General features: G+C 73.0%; 17 protein-coding genes. 4 read left to right on the top strand and 13 right to left on the bottom strand.

From position 1 onward, the window contains the following. Positions 1 to 5: 5 nt before the first annotated feature. Positions 6 to 878, top strand: coding sequence for an esterase/lipase family protein (locus QC385_RS37300; protein WP_279545835.1), 873 nt, complete (start codon positions 6 to 8; stop codon positions 876 to 878). 73 nt (positions 879 to 951) lie between these two features. On the opposite strand, the gene QC385_RS37295 is transcribed toward QC385_RS37300, so the two are convergent. Further along, on the bottom strand, positions 952 to 1,980 hold the full coding sequence (locus QC385_RS37295) for a lytic polysaccharide monooxygenase auxiliary activity family 9 protein (RefSeq protein ID WP_279545834.1): 1,029 nt from the start codon (positions 1,978 to 1,980) through the stop codon (positions 952 to 954). Between the two features lie 347 nt (positions 1,981 to 2,327). Continuing rightward, entirely contained in the window at positions 2,328 to 2,462 is a 135-nt protein-coding gene (locus tag QC385_RS37290) for a hypothetical protein (protein WP_086605087.1), read from the bottom strand. Positions 2,463 to 2,601: 139 nt separating this feature from the next. Between QC385_RS37290 and QC385_RS37285 the strand changes: the two genes are divergently transcribed. Then, the gene (locus tag QC385_RS37285) at positions 2,602 to 3,231 is read left to right on the top strand and encodes a class I SAM-dependent methyltransferase (RefSeq protein ID WP_279545833.1); all 630 of its coding nucleotides are present in this window, start codon (positions 2,602 to 2,604) and stop codon (positions 3,229 to 3,231) included. Positions 3,232 to 3,242: 11 nt separating this feature from the next. Here the strand turns inward: QC385_RS37285 and QC385_RS37280 are convergent, their stop codons facing one another. Then, entirely contained in the window at positions 3,243 to 3,743 is a 501-nt protein-coding gene (locus tag QC385_RS37280; RefSeq protein WP_279545832.1) for a DUF402 domain-containing protein, read from the bottom strand. After that, the gene (locus tag QC385_RS37275; protein WP_279545831.1) at positions 3,724 to 4,650 is read right to left on the bottom strand and encodes a GNAT family N-acetyltransferase; all 927 of its coding nucleotides are present in this window, start codon (positions 4,648 to 4,650) and stop codon (positions 3,724 to 3,726) included. Before QC385_RS37275 ends, QC385_RS37280 begins: the two co-directional genes overlap by 20 nt. A gap of 71 nt (positions 4,651 to 4,721) precedes the next feature. Here QC385_RS37275 and QC385_RS37270 point away from each other — a divergent pair, with 71 nt between their 5' ends. Then, positions 4,722 to 5,090 carry a GntR family transcriptional regulator gene (locus tag QC385_RS37270; RefSeq protein ID WP_059422670.1) on the top strand — a complete coding sequence of 123 codons (369 nt, stop codon included), beginning with the start codon at positions 4,722 to 4,724 and terminating at the stop codon, positions 5,088 to 5,090. A 27-nt stretch (positions 5,091 to 5,117) separates the two neighbouring features. On the opposite strand, the gene QC385_RS37265 is transcribed toward QC385_RS37270, so the two are convergent. The 6 genes from QC385_RS37265 to QC385_RS37240 form a co-directional block, all read right to left on the bottom strand. Beyond that, positions 5,118 to 5,891: a DUF72 domain-containing protein gene (locus QC385_RS37265; protein ID WP_279545830.1), complete on the bottom strand. Its 774-nt coding sequence runs from the start codon at positions 5,889 to 5,891 to the stop codon at positions 5,118 to 5,120. A 53-nt stretch (positions 5,892 to 5,944) separates the two neighbouring features. Next, the gene (locus tag QC385_RS37260; RefSeq protein ID WP_279545829.1) at positions 5,945 to 7,039 is read right to left on the bottom strand and encodes a DUF5925 domain-containing protein; all 1,095 of its coding nucleotides are present in this window, start codon (positions 7,037 to 7,039) and stop codon (positions 5,945 to 5,947) included. Between the two features lie 76 nt (positions 7,040 to 7,115). Further along, complete coding sequence (locus tag QC385_RS37255; RefSeq protein WP_443033083.1) at positions 7,116 to 7,916, bottom strand: polysaccharide deacetylase family protein; 801 nt, start codon at positions 7,914 to 7,916, stop codon at positions 7,116 to 7,118. Continuing rightward, positions 7,913 to 8,950 carry a glycosyltransferase family 2 protein gene (locus QC385_RS37250; protein ID WP_279545828.1) on the bottom strand — a complete coding sequence of 346 codons (1,038 nt, stop codon included), beginning with the start codon at positions 8,948 to 8,950 and terminating at the stop codon, positions 7,913 to 7,915. Before QC385_RS37250 ends, QC385_RS37255 begins: the two co-directional genes overlap by 4 nt. Continuing rightward, positions 8,947 to 9,768 (bottom strand): glycosyltransferase family 2 protein, encoded by an 822-nt coding sequence (locus tag QC385_RS37245; RefSeq protein WP_279545827.1) that lies wholly within the window; start codon positions 9,766 to 9,768, stop codon positions 8,947 to 8,949. Before QC385_RS37245 ends, QC385_RS37250 begins: the two co-directional genes overlap by 4 nt. Before the next feature lie 493 nt (positions 9,769 to 10,261). Then, positions 10,262 to 11,470, bottom strand: a complete 1,209-nt coding sequence (locus QC385_RS37240) for a S8 family peptidase (protein WP_279545826.1) — start codon at positions 11,468 to 11,470, stop codon at positions 10,262 to 10,264. A 336-nt stretch (positions 11,471 to 11,806) separates the two neighbouring features. Between QC385_RS37240 and QC385_RS37235 the strand changes: the two genes are divergently transcribed. Continuing rightward, complete coding sequence (locus tag QC385_RS37235) at positions 11,807 to 12,613, top strand: SGNH/GDSL hydrolase family protein (RefSeq protein WP_279545825.1); 807 nt, start codon at positions 11,807 to 11,809, stop codon at positions 12,611 to 12,613. A 4-nt stretch (positions 12,614 to 12,617) separates the two neighbouring features. Here QC385_RS37235 and QC385_RS37230 read toward each other — a convergent pair whose 3' ends face one another. The 3 genes from QC385_RS37230 to QC385_RS37220 all read right to left on the bottom strand — a co-directional run bounded on the left by QC385_RS37230 (position 12,618) and on the right by QC385_RS37220 (position 17,648). Continuing rightward, complete coding sequence (locus tag QC385_RS37230) at positions 12,618 to 14,267, bottom strand: serine/threonine-protein kinase (protein ID WP_279545824.1); 1,650 nt, start codon at positions 14,265 to 14,267, stop codon at positions 12,618 to 12,620. Positions 14,268 to 14,346: 79 nt separating this feature from the next. Beyond that, a complete protein-coding gene (locus QC385_RS37225; RefSeq protein WP_279545823.1) occupies positions 14,347 to 15,948 on the bottom strand; it encodes a HoxN/HupN/NixA family nickel/cobalt transporter in 1,602 nt (533 codons plus the stop codon). After that, a complete protein-coding gene (locus QC385_RS37220) occupies positions 15,945 to 17,648 on the bottom strand; it encodes a tetratricopeptide repeat protein (protein ID WP_279545822.1) in 1,704 nt (567 codons plus the stop codon). The genes QC385_RS37225 and QC385_RS37220 overlap by 4 nt, the downstream gene beginning before the upstream one ends. Between the last annotated feature and the right edge of the window lie 105 nt (positions 17,649 to 17,753).

Raw genomic sequence — 17,753 nt, 5'->3', positions numbered from 1 at the left:
ACTCGATGCTGCCCTGGAAACGAGTGCTCAGACCCCTGGCCGCGCTGCTGCTGACCGCCGCGGCCGTCACCGTCCCCGCCACCACCGCCCAAGCCACCGCACAGACCGCCGGTGCCCCGGGCTCCGGCTGGAACGACTACTCCTGCAAGCCGTCCGCCGCCCATCCCCGCCCCGTCGTCCTCGTCCACGGCACCCTCGGGAACTCCGTCGACAACTGGCTGGGCCTCGCCCCCTACCTGAAGGTCCGCGGCTACTGCGTCTTCTCCCTCGACTACGGCCAACTCCAAGGCGTCCCCTTCTTCCACGGGCTCGGACCCGTCGAGAAGTCGGCCGGGCAGCTGAAGGACTTCGTCGACAAGGTGCTCGCCGCCACCGGCGCCGCGGAGACCGACATCGTCGGACACTCGCAGGGCGGCATGATGCCCCGCTGGTACCTGCGGTTCCTCGGCGGAGCCGCCAAGGTGAACGCCCTGGTCGGCATCGCGCCCAGCAACCACGGCACCGACCTGAACGGCCTCACCAACCTGCTGCCGTACTTCCCGGGCGCCGGAGACCTGTTGGCGAAGAACACTCCCGCCCTCGCCGACCAGGCCACCGGCTCCGACTTCCTCAAGCGGCTCAACGCGGGCGGCGACACCGTGCCCGGTGTCCGCTACACCGTCATCGCCACCAAGTACGACCAGGTGGTCACGCCGTGGCGCAGCCAGTACCTGAGCGGGCCGGACGTGCGCAACGTCCTGCTCCAGGACCTGTGCCCGGTCGACCTGTCCGAGCACGTGGCCGTCGGGCTGCTGGACAGGGTCGCCTTCCACGAGGTGGCCAACGCGCTCGACCCGGCGCGGGCCAGGCCCACCACCTGCGCGTCGGCGTTCGACTGACACGTGTACACGTGCAGGGAAACGTTTCGGGGCCTGTCCGGCCTGAGCCGCCGGACAGGCCCCGAGTCCTGGGTCAGCGCCCGTGGCGACCGCCGCTCGCCGTCCGGCGCCGGGCCGACAGGAAGAGGGCCGACGAGCCGAGCGCCAGCGCCGCCGCGCCGCCGATCGCGAGGTAGGGGGTGCCGCCGTCGCCGCCGGTCTCGGCGAGGTTCGTCGTGGCGCCGGCCGCCTTCGGCTGGTTGGGAGCGGCTTCGGCCTGCGTGGGCCGGCTCGGATCGGCTTCGGCCTGTGCGGGCCGGTCCGGGGCGGGGCTCTCCGGGGCCGCGGCCGGCTCGGCCGAGGTGCTGGGGTCGTTGTCGCCGTGACCGTGGTGCTCGATGGTCGACTTGTCGTTGCCCGCCTCGATCTGCTCCTTGGTGGGAGCGGAGGCCGTCGGGGCCGGGGCGGTGCCGCCGGCCGCGCTGTCGCCGCCGAAGTTGACGTCCGAGCAGGAGTAGAACGCCTCCGGGCTGTCCGACCGCTGCCAGACCGCGTACAGCAGATGCCTGCCGGAGCGCTCGGGCAGGCTGCCGGAGAAGGTGTAGAAACCGCCCGCCGCGGCCGGGTCGGTGGCCGTCGCGACCGGGCGCTCCAGATCCAGGTCGTTCCAGGCGAGCGGCTTGGCCGGGTCGTAGCCGGGCTTGGTGATGTACACCTTGAAGGTGCCCTTGTGAGGAGCCGTCACGCGGTACTTGAAGGTGTGCGAGCCGCTGCGCACCCCGGTCGCCGGCCAGTCGGCGCGGGCCAGGTCGAGCCCCTTGAACTGCTCGTTGTTCGCGCTGCACAGCTTGCCGTCCGGGATGAGCTGCCGGTGCCGCCCGCCGGCGTCCCCGATGCGGATGCCGTTCCAGTCGTAGAGGGCCTGCGTGCCGCCCGCCGCGACCGCCGCCTTGCACGCGGCCGACTCGGGGCTCTCCGGGCCCTCGGCGTAGCACTGCGAGACGCGGCTGACCGGGTCGCCCATCGAACCGTGCGCGGCCGCCGGCGTGGCGGTCAGCCCGGCCAGGGCGAGCGGGAGGGCGCCGAGGGCGGCGACGGTGACTGCCGTGCGGCGTGCGGGCATGCGGGAACTCCTCGAGACGGTACAGGGGAACAGGCCCGGGCCCGAGTGGGCCCGGATCCCGTGGGGGGGGGCGATTTGAAGCTAGCCCCTGAGAACCGTGAAATCGCCTGCTGAGGGCGGGTGGGGGAGATCCTTATGGCCCGCTTAAGGAAGTGCTCAGACTGGCATCAGGTAGGTACCGTCACGGCATGGCAGCCGTAGCCCATGGAGGAGGACCACGCGGCCAACGTGGCCGCGGGCAAGGTGCTCGTGACGAGTTGGTGGAGCGAGGACTGGACGGGTCCTACGACCGCGTCCATTACCGCAAGAGGCTGCTCTGACCGGGTCTCACGATCGGTACCGGCCGCTCAGGCGTCCGGCCACCACGTACGTGCGATGTCCTTGCGGACTTCCGGGCGTCCCGCGGGACGCTCGTCGGCCTCCTCGCGGACCCGGCGGACGTCCGTCTTCTTCAGGGGCTTCTGCACGGTCACACGGCGCATGGCTGCCTCCTTAAGGGTCTACCGGGTTCCGCGTTCTCACGGAGGTAGACCTTTCGGGGGAGAGTTCCTCATCGCTCCTGGTCTGTCAGTGGCGGCTGTCACGATTCGAGTGTCAGTGGCGGGTGTCACTCTTGGGCACATGGCGAACGACAGTGACGCAACGACCTCGGGGAACACCGGCGCCGAGGTGGACTGGGACGCGCGGGCCGCCGGCTTCGACGAGGAGCCGGACCACGGGCTGCGCGACCCGGAGGTGCGCCGGGCCTGGGCCGCGCGGCTGCGCTCCTGGCTGCCCGGGCGGGCCGGCGACGTCCTGGATCTCGGCTGCGGCACGGGCAGTCTGTCGCTCCTCGCGTCCGAGCAGGGACATCGAGTGACGGGCGTGGACCTCTCCCCGGTCATGGTGACGCTCGCCCGGCAGAAGTCGGCCGGGCGTGACGCGGTGTTCCTCGTCGGTGACGCGGCGGCACCGCCGGTCGGGGAGCGGCGCTTCGACGCCGTGCTCGTCCGGCACGTCCTGTGGGCCCTGCCCGACCCCGGCCGCGCTCTGCGGCACTGGGCCGGGCTGCTGCGGCCGGGAGGACGGCTCGTGCTGGTCGAGGGCGTGTGGGGGACGGCCGGGCCGACCGGGATACCGGCGGAGCGGCTCACCGGCCTCCTCGCGCCGATCGCCGGACAGATGACGGTGGAGCGGTTGTCCGGCGATCCGCTGCTGTGGGGCGGGGAGGTGACGGACGAGCGGTACGCGGTGGTGGCCGTGACGGCGTGAACGGGGAGGGTTCAGGCCAGGAGCGCGGTGAAGTCGCCGCCGCGGGCGAGTGACTCCAGTTCGTCGAGCGCGGCGAGCGCGGCGGCCGCCGCCTCGGGGTCCGTCTCGCCGATCCCGCTGTCGGCGAACTCGTCCTCGTCCAGGCGCCGTACGTCCGTGCCGTCCGCGGAGACCCACAGGTCCAGGTCGAGGTCCTCCACGACCAGCTCGGGGCCGGAGCGCGCGGCGGGGCGGGTGATGTCGCAGTACCAGCCCTTCAGCGCGCCCGTGGCGGAGCGGACCTCCTTCACCGCGTACCAGCGGTCACGCCAGTAGTACTCCGTGAAGACGTCCCCCGGCTCGAAGCGGACGAAGCCGAAGTCGCGGACGCCGCTGCCCGCCCACGGGGCGCGGACCGCGACACGGGTGCCGTCGTCCGTCAGGAGCTCGCCGGCGTAGCGGATCTTCGTACGGCCCGCCTTGACGAGCACGACGACCAGCCGGCCGGACCCGTCAGCCGAGTTCGCGGACATAACGCACTTCCTTCGCGCAGATCTCGTAGCCGAACCACTTGTTGATGGCGATCATCGGCTCGTTGCCGGTGTCGTTGCCGGTGAACGCCTCCGTGTACCCGGCGGCACGGGCCCGGTGCAGGGAGTCGTTCTTGGCGAGCTTCGCCAGGCCCCGGCCGCGGAACGCCCGGGCGGTGCCGGTCATCGCGGTCCCGTAGCGGGTGCCGTCCGTGTACGCCACGCTGAAGGCCGCGGGGCGGCCGTCGACGACCGCCACCGTGGTCAGCTCGCGGTTGAGGAGCGGGTGCTGCCAGGTCTCCTCCAGCCAGGCCTCGTAGTCCGTGAACTCGGCCTCGATGTCGCCCGGTTCGTCCGACGCCGTCTCGGCGTCCAGTTCGAACATCGGGCGCGGGTCGTCCGCGAAGTCGGCGGCCGTGCGCAGCTCGACGCCGGCCGGCGGGTCCTGGCGGGGCGGCAGCGTGCCGCCTGCCAGGTCGAGGCGCAGGAAGTAGGCGGAGCGGCTGAGCCGGAAGCCGTGCCGCTCGGCGAAGGCGAGGTTGTCGGGCTCGTCCAGCACCCAGGCGAACAGCTTGCGCACGCCCAGCCCCGCCAGGCGCTCCTCGGCGGTGCGCAGCAGGAGCGAACCGGCGCCGCGTCGCGTGCGGTCGGGGCGCACGTAGATGTTGGCGGAGCCCTGGCCGGGCTCCGGGCTCTCGTGGGCGACGCTGATCTGGGCCGTACCGATGATCTCGCCGTCCTCCTCCGCGACGAGCTGCCCGAAATGGGCGTCCGGGTGGGCGCGGGTCAGGGTGTGCACCACGGACTCGGGCGTGGACAGCATGTAGGGGAGGGCGAGGCGGCGGGTCCGGGAGAACCCCTCGGCGTCGGCTCGGACTTCGGGTCGCAGGTCGCGCACGATCACGGTCATGGAGGCGCACGCTACGCGGGGGCGCACGCCGGGTGCCTCCCATTTTCCGTCGGGTACGGGACAATCGGCCTGTGACCTTGAAGATCGACATCGACGACAGTGCTCCGCCGTACGAGCAGGTGCGGGCGCGCATCTCCGAGCAGGCGCGTTCGGGGGAGCTGCCGGTGGGATACCGGCTGCCGACCGTGCGGGGGCTGGCCGAGTCGCTGGGGCTCGCCGCGAACACGGTCGCCAAGGCGTACCGGGCCCTGGAGGCGGACGGCGTGATCGAGACGCGGGGCCGCCACGGCACGTTCGTGGCCGCCGCCGGCTCGGCGGCGGACCGCGAGCTGGCGGTCGCCGCCCAGGCGTACGTGGAGCGGGCCCGAAGGCTCGGGCAGGGGGAGGACGTGGCACTCGCCGCGGTCCGGGACGCCCTGCGGGCGGCTTACGGGGAGTAGGGACTCACCCGGAGGGCGGGGCGTCGCTCAGCCGGCCCGCGTCAGACGCTCGGGTGTCCGTGTGATCTCCAGGCCCGCCGATCTCCCCAGCCGCGCGAACGTCATCGCGTCCTCCACCGCCGCGCCCCCCGGGTCGTTGTTGAAGTACGCGTAGACGTCCTCGCCGTCGGGCCAGGTCGTCGCGATGCGGTCGAGCCAGGTGGCCAGCGAGCGGCGGCCGTAGTGCGGCCAGGGCCGGGCGCGGCCCTGGTGGAAGCGGACGTAGCCCCAGCCCGTGGTGCGCCACAGCGGGGTCGCGGGGCGGGCCAGGACGTCGGCCCAGCACAGGGCCGCGCGCCGGGACTCGAGGACCGCGCGGACCTCCGGCGTCCACCAGGACTCGTGGCGGGGCTCGACCGCGACCCGGGTCGAGGCGGGGAAGCAGGCCAGGCAGGCGTCCAGCAGGCCGGGATCGGCGCGCAGGTTGGGCGGGAGCTGGAGCAGGACCGGCCCGAGCCGGTCACCCAGGCCCGCCGCGTGGCTCATCAGGCGGCCGACCGGTTCCTCGGGGTCCTTGAGCCGTTTGATGTGGCTCAGATAGCGGCTCGCCTTGACCGCGACCACGAAGTCCGCGGGCACCCGGCCGCGCCAGTCCTCGAAGGTCTCCCTGGCCGGCAGCCGGTAGAAGGCGTTGTTGATCTCGACGGTGGCGAAGTGCCCGGCGTACTCCTCCAGCCAGAGCCGCATCGGCAGCCCGGACGGGTACAGGACGTCCCGCCAGTCCTTGTACTGCCACCCGGACGTGCCGACGAACAGGGTCATAGACCCATCAAAACACCGGCGCGCGGGGATCTCCCGCAGATCGCGCGGACCTCCTACAGATACAGCCCCGCGTCGGCGTCCCCGCGCGGCTCCGGCAGGGCCGTCGGGGACGTGCCCCGGCGCAGCGCGTACAGCTCGGCCAGCGTCGAGCCCTCGCGGCCGACGCCGTCCTCGCGGCCCAGCCAGCTCACCGCCTCCGCGCGGGTCAGCGGGCCCACCTCGATCCGGGCGAGACAGCGGCCGGGCCGGACGACGGCGGGGTGCAGGCGCTCCAGGTCCTCGTTGGTCGTGACTCCGACCAGGACGTTGCGGCCCTGGCCGAGCAGCCCGTCCGTGAGGTTCAGCAGCCGCGACAGCGCCTGGCCCGCCGTGTGCTTGGCCTCGCCGCGGATCAGCTCGTCGCAGTCCTCCAGGAGCAGCAGCCGCCAGCGGCCCTTGCCCGCCGCGTCCTCCTCGCCGATCGCGATGTCCATCAGATAGCCGACGTCACTGAACAGCCGCTCGGGGTCCAGGACGCAGTCCACCTGGCACCAGTCCCGCCAGGAACGGGCGAGGGTGCGCAGCGCCGACGTCTTGCCGGTGCCCGGCGGACCGTGCAGGAGGAGGAGCCGGCCCGAGATGTCCTCGGGGGTCGTCTTCATCAGGCGGTCCATCGCGTCCGCCACCGGCGCCGTGTAGTTGGGCCGGATCTCGTCCCAGGTACCCGCCGAGATCTGGCGCGTGGTGCGGTGCGGGCCGCGGCGCGGGGAGACGTACCAGAAGCCCATCGTGACGTTCTCCGGCTGCGGCTCCGGTTCGTCCGCCGCTCCGTCCGTGGCCTGGTCGAGGACCTTCTTCGCCAGCTCGGCGCTGGTCGCCGTGACCGTGACGTCGGCGCCCCGGTTCCAGCGGGAGATCAGCAGCGTCCAGCCGTCACCCTCCGCGAGCGTGGCGCTGCGGTCGTCGTCCCGGGCGGCGCGCAGCACGCGGGCACCGGACGGCATCAGCGTCGCCCCGGACCGTACGCGGTCGATGTTCACCGCGTGGGAGTACGGCTGCTCGCCCGTCGCGAAGCGGCCGAGGAACAGCGCGTCGACGACATCGGACGGGGAGTCGGAGTCGTCGACGTTGAGCCGGATCGGCAGCGCCTCGTGCGGGTTTCCAGACATGCCGCCATGATCCGGCACGAGGACGCCGCGTGCACCCGGTTTCCCGGTGCGCACGCGGCGTTTTCCCAGGTGCGGGTCAGGCCGCGAGGCGGGAGACCAGCCGGCGTGCCTGGCGTGTCCTGCGGACCACGGCGTACCCCTTGGTGAGGGCACGGTCCCTGGCGAACGTCCGGGCGATCGCGCGGCCTTCGACCACCCGCTCGAACTCGTCCGTGCCCGTGCTGCGGCGCACGGTCACGCGCCGCAGGGCGTACGGCCCCTGCGCCCGGCGCGCGAGTCCGTTGCCGACGGCGAGTGCCTGGGCGTACCCCGTCTCGCGCACCGCCTGCCGGACCCGGCGGCTGGAGTAGCCGTAGGGATAGGCGAACGAGGCCGGTACGGTGCCCAGTTGGTCCGCGACGATCTCCTTGCAGTGGATCAGCTCGAACCGCAGTGTGGCGTCGGAGACCTGGTCGAGCTGCGGGTGGCTGTGGCTGTGCCCGCCGATCTCGACGCCCGCCGCCGCGAGCTCGCGGACCTGGTCCCAGTCGAGCATGGTGTCCAGGCCGCCGCCGGTGTCGTACGGCCCCTGGATCCACCCGGTCGAGACGAACAGGGTGGCCGGGAAGCCGTGCTTGGCGAGCACGGGCAGGGCGTGCCGGTGCACGCCCTCGTAGCCGTCGTCGAACGTGATGAGGACCGGCCGCGCCGGCAGCGCGCGGCCGGAGCGCCAGCACTCCGCCAGCCCGGCGGTGGTGACGGGGGTGAGGCCCCGGTCTGCGAGCACCGCCATCTGCTCGGCGAACGCCTCGGGGGTCACGGACAGATCGCGGGTCGCGTCGCTCGGGTCGGTCGCGACCGCGTGGTACATGAGGATCGGTACGCGCACGTCGCTCACGGACCCGCCCCTTCCAGCGCCGCCCCCTCGGCAGGCGCGCGCGGGCCCGCGGCCTCGGCGGCCGGGACCTCGGGCACCGAGAACGTGGTCCCGCCCCGGCGGGCCCGCACGCTGCCCACCACGTATCCGCCCGCCGCCGTCAGCACCCCGGCGACGATCGCCCCCGCCCGCCCGGCACCGCCCGGCCGGGCCAGCAGGGCGTCCCGCAGCCCCCGGGCCACCCCGGCGGGCAGGACCCGGGTGGCGTACCGGCGTTCGGACTCCAGTCCCTTGCCGGCGCCGACGCTCCGGGCCACCAGGGCCTTGGACAGGCCCTCGGCGTACGTGCGCGTGCGGAAGTAGCGGAAGTGCTCACGGGCCCCGGGCACCCGGTGGTGGATCACCGCCCGGTCGTCGATCAGCAGCACCGCGTCGGGCCGGGCCCGGCTGAGGCGGATGCACAGTTCCGTCTCCTCGCAGCCCAGCGGGCGTTTGTCGCCGTCCCGGCCGATGCCGGTGGCGAAGCCGCCCGCCGCGTCGAAGGCACTGCGGCGGAACGAGGCGTTGCCACCGAGCACGTTGCGCACCCGGACCCGGCCGCGTGGCAGGCCCCGGTAGGTGCAGCCCACCACCCAGTCGAACTCCTCGGGGAACCAGTCGGGCCGCCGCCCCGAGGCCCAGACCGGCTCCGTGCGCCCTCCGACCGCCATCACGCGCGGGTCGGCGTACGCCTCGGCGAAGTGCAGCAGCCAGTCGCGCTCGGCCACGGCGTCGTCGTCGAGGAAGGCGACGACCTCGCCGCGCGCGGCCGCGATTCCGGTGTTGCGGCCGGCGGACAGGCCGCGGGGGCCCGCGTTGGCGAGCACCCGCACGTGGCCGGCTTCCTTGTACTCCTTGCCGAGACGGTCCAGAAGGGCCTGGTTGTGGTCGACGACCAGCAGCGTCTCCAGGGCCGGCCGTGACTGCGCCCGTACCGAGGAGACCGCCGCGAGGATGTCCTCCCAGCGGTCCTCGGTGTACGCGCAGATCACGACGGAGATGCCGGGACCGCTCAAGACACCTCTCCCCGGACCGAGTCGAGCATCGGCGACTGGGACGAACGGCGGCGCAGCGCCCGGCGGTTGGAGCGCTCCTGGAGGATCACCCGGAGCACGCGCAGCCCGTCGCGCACGGCCCGCAGGTTGCTGGTGCCGTGGATGCGCAGGTACTCGTGGCTCGGGATCTCCTGCACCTTGAGCCCGGCCTTGACGACCCGGATGTTCATCAGCGTCTCGACCTCGAAGCCGGTGCAGTCGAGGTCGATCTTGTCGAGGCAGTGCCTCCAGAACGCGTTGTAGCCGTAGCACAGGTCGGTGTAGCGGGCGCCGAACTTGCGGTTGACGACCGTGCACAGCGCCCAGTTGCCGAGCTTGCGGATGAAGGTCATGTCGTCCGTGCCGCCGCCGTTGGCGAAGCGGGAGCCCTTGGCGAAGTCCGCGCCGGAGACCAGGGCGGAGACGTACGACACGATCTCGTTGCCGTCCGCCGAGCCGTCCGCGTCGACCATCACGATGATGTCGCCGGTGCACGCCTGGAACCCGGTGATCAGGGCGTCGCCCTTGCCCTTGCCGCGCTGCTCGACGACCTTGACGTCGGGCCACAGCTCACGGGCCACCCGGACGGTGTCGTCGGTGGAGTTGCCGTCGACCAGCACCACTTCGTGGATCCAGTCGGGCAGGGTCTTGAAGACGTACGGAAGGTTCTCCGCCTCGTTCATGGCCGGGATGACCACGCTCACCGGCGGCGCTATGGCCAGGTGAGAGGAGACGGGCCGGTACTTCCCGGCGGTCGGCGGATGCTGCTCCGCCGCGGCCGGTTGCAGAACTGAGCTCACGAGTCTGGTCCCTCTCGTCCGGTGGACCGCCCCCCCAGGGCAGTCCGGATCCAATCCGGTTCGAAAGGGGGGTTCTCACCCGTGGCACGCCGAGATGGAGCTTCGGGCACGCCGGGTGAGCTGGCAAAGCTGGTCGACGGCGGAAAAACGGCAGCCGACCGCGCGGCACGGCCCGGAGACAGTTGCGGTCACCGAGCACGGCACCCCCCTACCGCGCCCCGCGTCTGTTCGTCGCGGTCCTTGAGCCCTCCCCTAGAGCCGCGTGCTGACGGACCGATGCGGGTGAGATGTATGACGGTATTGACGATTGAACCCGTATGGCAAGACCTGGAACGGCCTCTCACGTTTTTGTTGGTTTGGGCGTTGCGGGATGTGCTTCGTGGGTCGCGAGTTGAGAGGTTCCGGTGACGGAAACAACCGTTCCCTGGAGGCGTGTCGAGCCTCCGGGGAACGGTTGTTCAGGTGCTGGTGTCCGTGCCGGCGTCCGTTCCGGTTACGGAACGAGCTTCAGCAGCCGGTTCGGGGAGCCCGAACCCGCGCTGGTGACCTTGCCGGTGGTGGCGCCGCCGACCAGGGCCGAGGCGACCTGGGCCGGAGTGGAGGAGGTGTGGCCCGCCAGGTAGACAGCCGCCGCGCCCGCGACGTGCGGGGTCGCCATCGAGGTGCCGGAGATGGTGTTGGTCGCGGTGTCGCTGGTGTGCCAGCCGGCCGTGATGGAGGAGCCGGGCGCGAAGATGTCCAGGGCCGAGCCGTAGTTGGAGTAGCTCGCCCTGGCGTCGGTGCGGGTGGTGGCGCCGACGGTGATCGCCTCGGCGACCCGGGCCGGGGAGGACGAGGAGGCGGTGGTGCTGCTGTTGCCCGCGGCGACGGCGTAGGTGACGCCACTGGCTATGGAGTTGCGGACCGCCGTGTCCAGGGCGGCGGAGGCGCCGCCGCCGAGCGACATGTTGGCGACCGAGGGGCCGGAGTGGTTCTTCGTCACCCAGTCGATGCCCGCGATCACACCGGCCGTGGTGCCGGAGCCGCTGTTGTTCAGCACCCGGACCCCCACGATTTTCGCCTTCTTGGCGACGCCGTAGGTCGAACCCGCGATCGTGGTGGCCACGTGGGTGCCGTGGCCGTTGCCGTCGGAGGCGTTGTTGTCGCCGTCGACGGCGTCGTAACCGTGCGCGGCACGGCCGCTGATCTGCTGGTGCGTGACGCGCACACCGGTGTCGATCACATAGACCGTCACACCGCTGCCCGCGCTGTCCGGGTAGGTGTAGGTGCCGGAGAGCGGGAGCGAGGTCTGGTCGATGCGGTCCAGGCCCCAGGGGGCGTTGGTCTGGGTGGCGGAGAGCCCGACGCGCTGGTCCTGCTCGACCGAGGCCACCGCCGGGTCGGCGGCGAGGCGCCTGGCCTCGGTGGCGGAGAGGGTGGCGGAGTAGCCGTTCAGCGCCTTGCCGAACGTCTTGCGCACGGACCCGCCGTACTCCTCGACGAGGTCCTTGCCCGCGGCCGAGGACGCCTTCACGCCCGCGCTCTTCTTGAGCGTGACGATGTAGCTGTCCTTGATCGCGGCCGGGGAGTCCGCGGCGAGCACCCGGCCCTCGGCGGGGGCGGCGGCCTGGGCGGGGAGGGCGGTGAGCCCGCCCACGAGGGCGGTGGCCGCCGACAGGGTGATCGCGGCGAACCCGAGTCTCTTGCTACGCAGTTGTGCCATTACGAGGGAGTCCTCCTCTAGGCGGCGCGCGCCTGGGTGGGGCGCGCGTCATGTGGGGGATGCGCGCGTGCTCGCGCACACGGCCGGGAGCGTCGCGTTCCGCTCGCGGCCGGAGTAAAGCGTCGACCATCTACCGGGGTAGAACAAGGGAGTTGAGCGCTAGTCAACAAATCTGTCATGGGCACGTAACAAGAGGTGCCGGACGCGTAACAAGACGTGAGGTGAACGCGCCGTGCGCGTCCCGGAAAGGGCCGAAAACACTTGGCATGGACACTTCCTGTCAACACGCGTAGCTGCTACCACGGTTGTGGCAGAGATCCTGCTAAGGGAGGTTCCATGAGACGTTCCCGACTTGTCGCCTTCGTGGGCTCGCTCTTCCTCGCCGCCGGCACCGCCCTCACCGGGGCAGCCACGGCGCAGGCGTCCTCACTCGCCCCAACTGGCGGCTACGCAGCGCTCGGTGACTCCTACTCCTCCGGAGTGGGCGCCGGCAGCTACATCAGCTCAAGCGGCGACTGCAAGCGCAGCACGAAGGCCTACCCCTACCTCTGGGCCGCCGCCCACTCACCCTCCACCTTCGATTTCACGGCCTGCTCCGGCGCCCGAACGGGTGATGTTCTGTCCGGACAACTCGGCCCGCTGAGCAGTGCCACCGGCCTCGTCTCCATCAGCGTCGGCGGCAACGACGCCGGATTCGCCGACGTCATGACGACCTGTGTGACCCAGTCCGACAGCGCCTGCGTCTCCCGCATCAACACGGCACGGGCGTACGTCGACTCCACGCTGCCGGGCAAGCTCGACAGCGTGTACTCGGCGATCCGCTCCAAGGCGCCCAACGCCCACGTCGTCGTGCTCGGCTACCCCCGCTTCTACAAGCTCAGCACCACCTGCCTCGGCCTCTCCGAGGCCAAGCGCAAGGCCATCAACGACGCCTCCGACCACCTCAACACCGCCATCGCCAAGCGCGCCGCGAACCACGGATTCACCTTCGGCGACGTACGGCCGGCCTTCACCGGCCACGAGATCTGCTCCGGAGACTCCTGGCTGCACAGCGTCAACTGGCTCAACATCGGCGAGTCGTACCACCCGAAGGCGCCCGGCCAGTCGGGCGGCTATCTGCCCGTGCTCAACGCCAACGACTGACCGCTCAGCCGGAGTCCGTGTCCGACTCCGTGCCCGAACCCTCGTCCGAACCCCCGTCCGAACCCGTGTCCGAAGGAGAAGGGGAGGCCCCGCCCGTCGGGGCCTCCGTCTCACACGTGATCGAGAACGGCACCGACTCGGACGTCGTCCGCACCGGCTCCCGCACCTCGACACCGATCTCGTTCTCGAACGCCCCGGTCTCCGCGTCCGTCGACACGGTCACCGCGTCCTGCTTCGTACGGCCGTCGCCCTCCGGGAACGACAGCGTCTTCCAGCCACCGTCGAGCACCGAGCCGTCCCGCGTCACCCAGCGGTAGCTCACCTCGGCCGGCAACCGCCCCACCGTGAACGTCGCCGTGAACCTCGGCGCCCGGACGCTCGGCGGCGGACACGGACCCGCGTAGTCCGTGCGCGTGCCGTCCAGGGCGACCCGCACCGACTGCGGCGGCGGACTGCTCTCCTCGCTCTCGCTCTCGCTCGGCGTCGGGGAAGGGCTGGACTTCCCGCTCCCGGTGTTCCGCGGCGGATCCTTGGTCTCGGCGGGCGTACTCGCCCCGGCGCCCCGGTCGCCGTTCCCGTCGCCGTCCCCGCGGTTCAGCAGCGCGTACGTCAGCCCGCCCACCGCGAGCGCCAGCGCGACCACGCCCGCGACCAGCACCCGGCCGGCCCGGCGATCGCGGTCCCGGCCGGTCGCCGTCGTCGTCGCGCCGGAACCGGACGGCGCCGGCTGCCCCGGGAAGGGCATCGGGGGCGTGGGAGAGGGCTCCGGGTGGGCCGCCACCGTCGGCGGATACGGCACGGCCCGTACGGTGTCCGCGCGTGGCGAGCCACCCGCGCCGATGACCCGCAGGTCCTGCTCGGCCTGCCCCGCCGGCAGCCGCTGCGCGGGATCCTTGCGCAGCAGCCCCTCGATGACCGGGGCCAGCGGACCGGCCCGGCGCGGCGGCGGCAGCTCCTCGTCGACGATCGCGCGCAGCGTGCTCAGGGGGGTGTCCTGGCGGAACGGCGAGTGGCCCTCGACCGCCGCGTACAGCAGGACACCGAGCGACCACAGGTCGGACTCCGGGCCCGGTGTGCGGCCGAGCGCCCGCTCCGGGGCGAGGAACTCGGGTGAGCCGATGACCTCCCCGGTCATGGTCAGCGCGGAGCTGCCCTCGACCATGGCGATGCCGAAGTCGGTGAGCACGATCCGGCCGTCGTTCGCGATCAGCACGTTGGCCGGTTTCACGTCCCGGTGCAGCACCCCGGCCTCGTGCGCGGCCCGCAGCGCGGCCAGCACCTCGGCGCCGATGTGCGCGGCACGCTGCGGCGGCATCGGGCCCTCGGCGTCCAGGACCTCCGCCAGGGAGAGCCCGCGGACCAGCTCCATGACGATCCACGGCCGGCCTTCGTCCGTCGCCACGTCGTACACCGTGACCACATTCCGGTTGGCGACGCGGGCCGCCGCCCACGCCTCCCGCTCCAGCCGGGCGTACATCCGCCGCACGTCGTCGCCCCCCAGCCCGGCCGGGGCACGCACCTCCTTGACGGCGACCTCACGGTGCAGCACCTCGTCGCGGGCGCGCCACACCGTCCCCATACCGCCCTCGCCGAGCGGTGCCAGGAGCCGGTAACGGCCCGCGATCACACGCTCATGGCCCGGTTCTTCGGACACGGCGCCCCCATTCGCAGCCGGGCGAAATCTCCACGAGGTCTGTTTTCCCCATGACGTCGGATTTCCTCACGAACGTAACTCAGCCCAGCGCGGATGCCGCCCCCTTGAACACCAGTCCGGCCCCGAGCGCCACGACGGCGAAGGCCGAGCCGAGCGGGGCGGTCCGGCGCACCAGCGTCGCCAGCGGACCCGCCGTCCAGCGGGGGCGCCGGTCCAGGAGCCGGGTCATGCCGCTGCCCGCCTTGACGACGGCGTACCCGGCCGCCGTGAGGGTCAGCGCGAGCCCGACGCCGTACGCGACGACGAGCAGCAGACCGAACCAGGCCTGCCCGAGGGCGGCGGCGCCGACGAGCACGACCACGGCGGACGGGCTGGGCACGAGGCCGCCCGCGAAGCCCATGAGGATCGTGCCGCGGAGGGTGGGGGCGACGGGGTGGGAGTGGGTGAACCCGCCGTGGGTGTGCTCGATCGTGTGGGGGTGGGAGTGGGGGTGGGTGTGGTCGTGCGGGTGGTCGTGGTCGTGGTGCTTGCCGTGCGGGTGGTCGTGGTCGTGGCCGTGATGGTGGTCGTGCGTGTGGCTGTGACTCTCGTCTTCGTGCGTGTGGGTGTGGCCGCCATGGCCGTGGTGATGGGTGGGCGCGCGGTTGCGCAGGGCGCGGCGGACCAGGCTCGCGCCCGCCAGGGTCACCAGGATCCCGCTGGCGACGCCGAGCCAGGCGATCACCGAGGGAGCCGCCGCCGAACCGGCCGTGACCAGGAGGCCCAGGGCGACCACGCCCAGGGTGTGGGTGACCGTCACCGAGGCGGCCATGGGCAGGACGTCCTTCATCCGGGCCTGGCCGCCCCGGGCCGCCGCCGTCGCGGCCATGATGGTCTTGCCGTGGCCCGGGGCGAGCGCGTGCATCGCGCCGAGGACGACGGCGATGAGCAGGGCCAGCGCGGCGAAGCCCGCGGTGAGGTCGTGCCGGGCGACCAGGTCGTCCAGGGCCCGCGTCCAGCGGTCGGCGCCGCGCGGCAGCACGGAGGCGGCGGGGGCGTCCGACTCCTCCTCGGCCAGGGCCGCACCGCCCGGGCGCACGCGCAGGGCGGCGGCCGCGGTGTCGGCCGGGGAGGAGAGCAACTCCCCGGGGTAGCGCGTCAGTTCGGCCGAGATCGACTTCTCCGGCACGTCCGACTCGGTGAGCGTCATACGGTCGCCCCGTGCCGTGATCTCACGCCAGCCCGGGCCGGAAGAGGCGCCCGCGCCCCGGAAGCCCAGCGACACGGTCCTGTCCGACTCGCCGGACGGGAGGGGAGCGGTCAGTTCGCATTCCACGCGGAGGGTGTCGAGCCCCGCCTGCCCGGGCCGCACGCGCGCGTGGCTGCGCTCGGCGGTGAGCGGGGCGCCGCGGCCGTCGACGGTGACCTCGCTGTCCGCGGCGGCCGCGGCGCACCGCTCGCGGGCCCACAGGGTGATGCCCAGCCGCTCGATGTCCGGTGCCGCCTGGGTCGCCGGGATCTCGGCGAGGTCCTCGACGTGGTGGACACGGAGTTCGCCGGGGGCGGCGACCAGACCGTCGTAGCGGTTGACGGTGAAGTTGCCCAGCGGATGGGCGCTCGCCGCGCCGGCGGGCAGCAGGGTGAGCGCGCAGGCGGCCGTGAGGACGGCGGCGCCGGACGCGAACAGGCGGCGCGGGGTCACCGGCTCCCCTCCAGATCCTTGAGCGCGGTACGGGCCTCGCGGGCGCCGAGCGGCGAGAAGCCGGGGTTCAGGTCGAGCGCGGCCCTCAGGTGGTCGCGGGCCTCGCGTTCGTTCCCGGTGGCACGTTCGATGACGCCCCGGTGGTAGAGGAAGCCGGCGTTGCGGTAGCCGGTGGCGGTGGCGCGGCGGGCGTACGGCAGGGCTTCCTGGTCGCGGCCGTTGACGTGCAGGGCCCAGGCGAGGGCGTCGGCGGTGTGCACGCTGTGCCGGCGGTTCCACTCGGCGCGGGCGGCGCGCAGGGCCTCCTTCTTGTCGCCGTGGTCGGCGGCGGCCATGGCCGAGTCGAGGTCGGCGTTGACACCGCCCGCGCGGGCGAGGGACGTCCAGGCGTCGACGAGGGCGTACTGGTCACCGGCCTTCGCCCGGTCGCCGTCGGCGCCGCGGTCCTCGTACAGCTCCCCGAGGGCGACGAGCGGGCCGGGCAGCGGGAAGCGGGCGACGACCTGTTCCAGTCCCTCCACGGCGGCCGCCCGGTCGCCGTTCGCGGCCTGGGCGCGGGCACGGCCCTCCAGGGCGGGGAGGTAGTCCTCGTCGGCGGCGAGGGCACGGGCGTAGTGGTCGAGGGCCGTCCCGTACTCGCCCTGGTTCCAGGCGAGTTGCCCGAGGGCGGTGGCGACGTACGCGGTGTCGGCGGGCGAGTCGGCGGCTTCCAGGGCGCGCTCCAGCACCTCACGCGCCGTACGCACGTCGCCGCGCAGCTCCTTCACGTACGCGTACCGCGTGAAGACGGGCACCCCGGGGCGCCTGCCGTCGGCGGTGCGGGCGGCCTCGGCGGCGTCCTCGTAGCGGCCGAGTTCGACGAGGGCGTCGATGCGGGTGCACAGGGCGCGTTCGTTGTAGGGGTTCTGCCTCAGGGCCCGGTCGGCGTCCTTCAGCGCGCCGGTGAAGTCGTGCCGGGCGGCGGCGAGGGCGGCACGGCCGGCGAGAGCCTGGTCGTTGCCCGGGTCCAGCTCGAGGGACCGCTTCAGCGCGCGCTCGGCCTGCGGATAGCGCGAGGGGTCGCCGTTCGTCCGGGCCTGTTCGACGTAGGCGATCCCTAGGGTGGCCCAGCTGCCGAAGTCCCTGGGCTGGGCGCGCAGATGCTTCTGGAGGGACCCGATCCCCGAGGCGAGATCACCACGGGCCAGCACGCCGGGCGCCAGCGCCCCACCGGCGGACACGGCCTCGACCCCGGTCCCCGCGCGGCCGTCTCCGGCACTCCCGAAGGCGACGGCCCCACCCGTCAGGGCGATGGCCAGCAGCGCCGCACACCCGGCCAGATGCGCGGCCCGCCAGCGCCGTCCGCCATCGGCGGCCCGCCGCACCGCGGCCACGCGCTCGTCGACGCCGGTGTCGTTCGCGGCGCGAGCCTGCGTGCCGGGAGAGTCCGCGCCTTCCGTGCTCACGGCTCCGGGAACCGGGTCGGTGCCGGGCCCGCCCCCTGTCCCGCCTGCCGCGCCGCCGGCCGAGTCCGGGCGCGGCCCGTCGCCCGCTTCCGCGGCCGCGCCCCCGCCCCGCCCCGCTTCCGCCACGGCGTCGGTGCCCGGCTCGGCCTGCCCCGGACCCCGCCCCACCGACGACTCCGCGTCGGTCTCCTGGTCGGGGCGCGGGTGGTCGTCGTCGCGCCTCTCCGGTGCGTTGTCGGTCGTACGCGGAGGCATGACCTCTCCTCAGTCGGCTGTGCGGGTGCGGGTGTGGTGAGAGAGAGGCGCGGCCCGTGCCGTGGGGGACGGGGGACGGGCCGCGCCGGTCGGTGGGAACGAAAG

The organism is Streptomyces sp. DH10 (genome assembly GCF_029813805.1).
In the GTDB taxonomy this organism is placed as follows: Bacteria; Actinomycetota; Actinomycetes; order Streptomycetales; family Streptomycetaceae; genus Streptomyces; species Streptomyces coeruleofuscus.
The sequence above is the reverse complement of the archived record's forward strand: the minus strand, read 5'-3'. Positions and strand labels throughout refer to the sequence as shown.

What these genes read in the sequence shown, in the direction of transcription:
- QC385_RS37300 (WP_279545835.1), top strand. Translation starts at nt 6, where the DNA reads ATGCTGCCCTGGAAACGAGTGCTCAGACCCCTGGCCGCGCTGCTGCTG.
- QC385_RS37295 (WP_279545834.1), bottom strand. Translation starts at nt 1,980, where the DNA reads ATGCCCGCACGCCGCACGGCAGTCACCGTCGCCGCCCTCGGCGCCCTC.
- QC385_RS37290 (WP_086605087.1), bottom strand. Translation starts at nt 2,462, where the DNA reads ATGCGCCGTGTGACCGTGCAGAAGCCCCTGAAGAAGACGGACGTCCGC.
- QC385_RS37285 (WP_279545833.1), top strand. Translation starts at nt 2,602, where the DNA reads ATGGCGAACGACAGTGACGCAACGACCTCGGGGAACACCGGCGCCGAG.
- QC385_RS37280 (WP_279545832.1), bottom strand. Translation starts at nt 3,743, where the DNA reads ATGTCCGCGAACTCGGCTGACGGGTCCGGCCGGCTGGTCGTCGTGCTC.
- QC385_RS37275 (WP_279545831.1), bottom strand. Translation starts at nt 4,650, where the DNA reads ATGACCGTGATCGTGCGCGACCTGCGACCCGAAGTCCGAGCCGACGCC.
- QC385_RS37265 (WP_279545830.1), bottom strand. Translation starts at nt 5,891, where the DNA reads ATGACCCTGTTCGTCGGCACGTCCGGGTGGCAGTACAAGGACTGGCGG.
- QC385_RS37260 (WP_279545829.1), bottom strand. Translation starts at nt 7,039, where the DNA reads ATGTCTGGAAACCCGCACGAGGCGCTGCCGATCCGGCTCAACGTCGAC.
- QC385_RS37240 (WP_279545826.1), bottom strand. Translation starts at nt 11,470, where the DNA reads ATGGCACAACTGCGTAGCAAGAGACTCGGGTTCGCCGCGATCACCCTG.
- QC385_RS37235 (WP_279545825.1), top strand. Translation starts at nt 11,807, where the DNA reads ATGAGACGTTCCCGACTTGTCGCCTTCGTGGGCTCGCTCTTCCTCGCC.
- QC385_RS37220 (WP_279545822.1), bottom strand. Translation starts at nt 17,648, where the DNA reads ATGCCTCCGCGTACGACCGACAACGCACCGGAGAGGCGCGACGACGAC.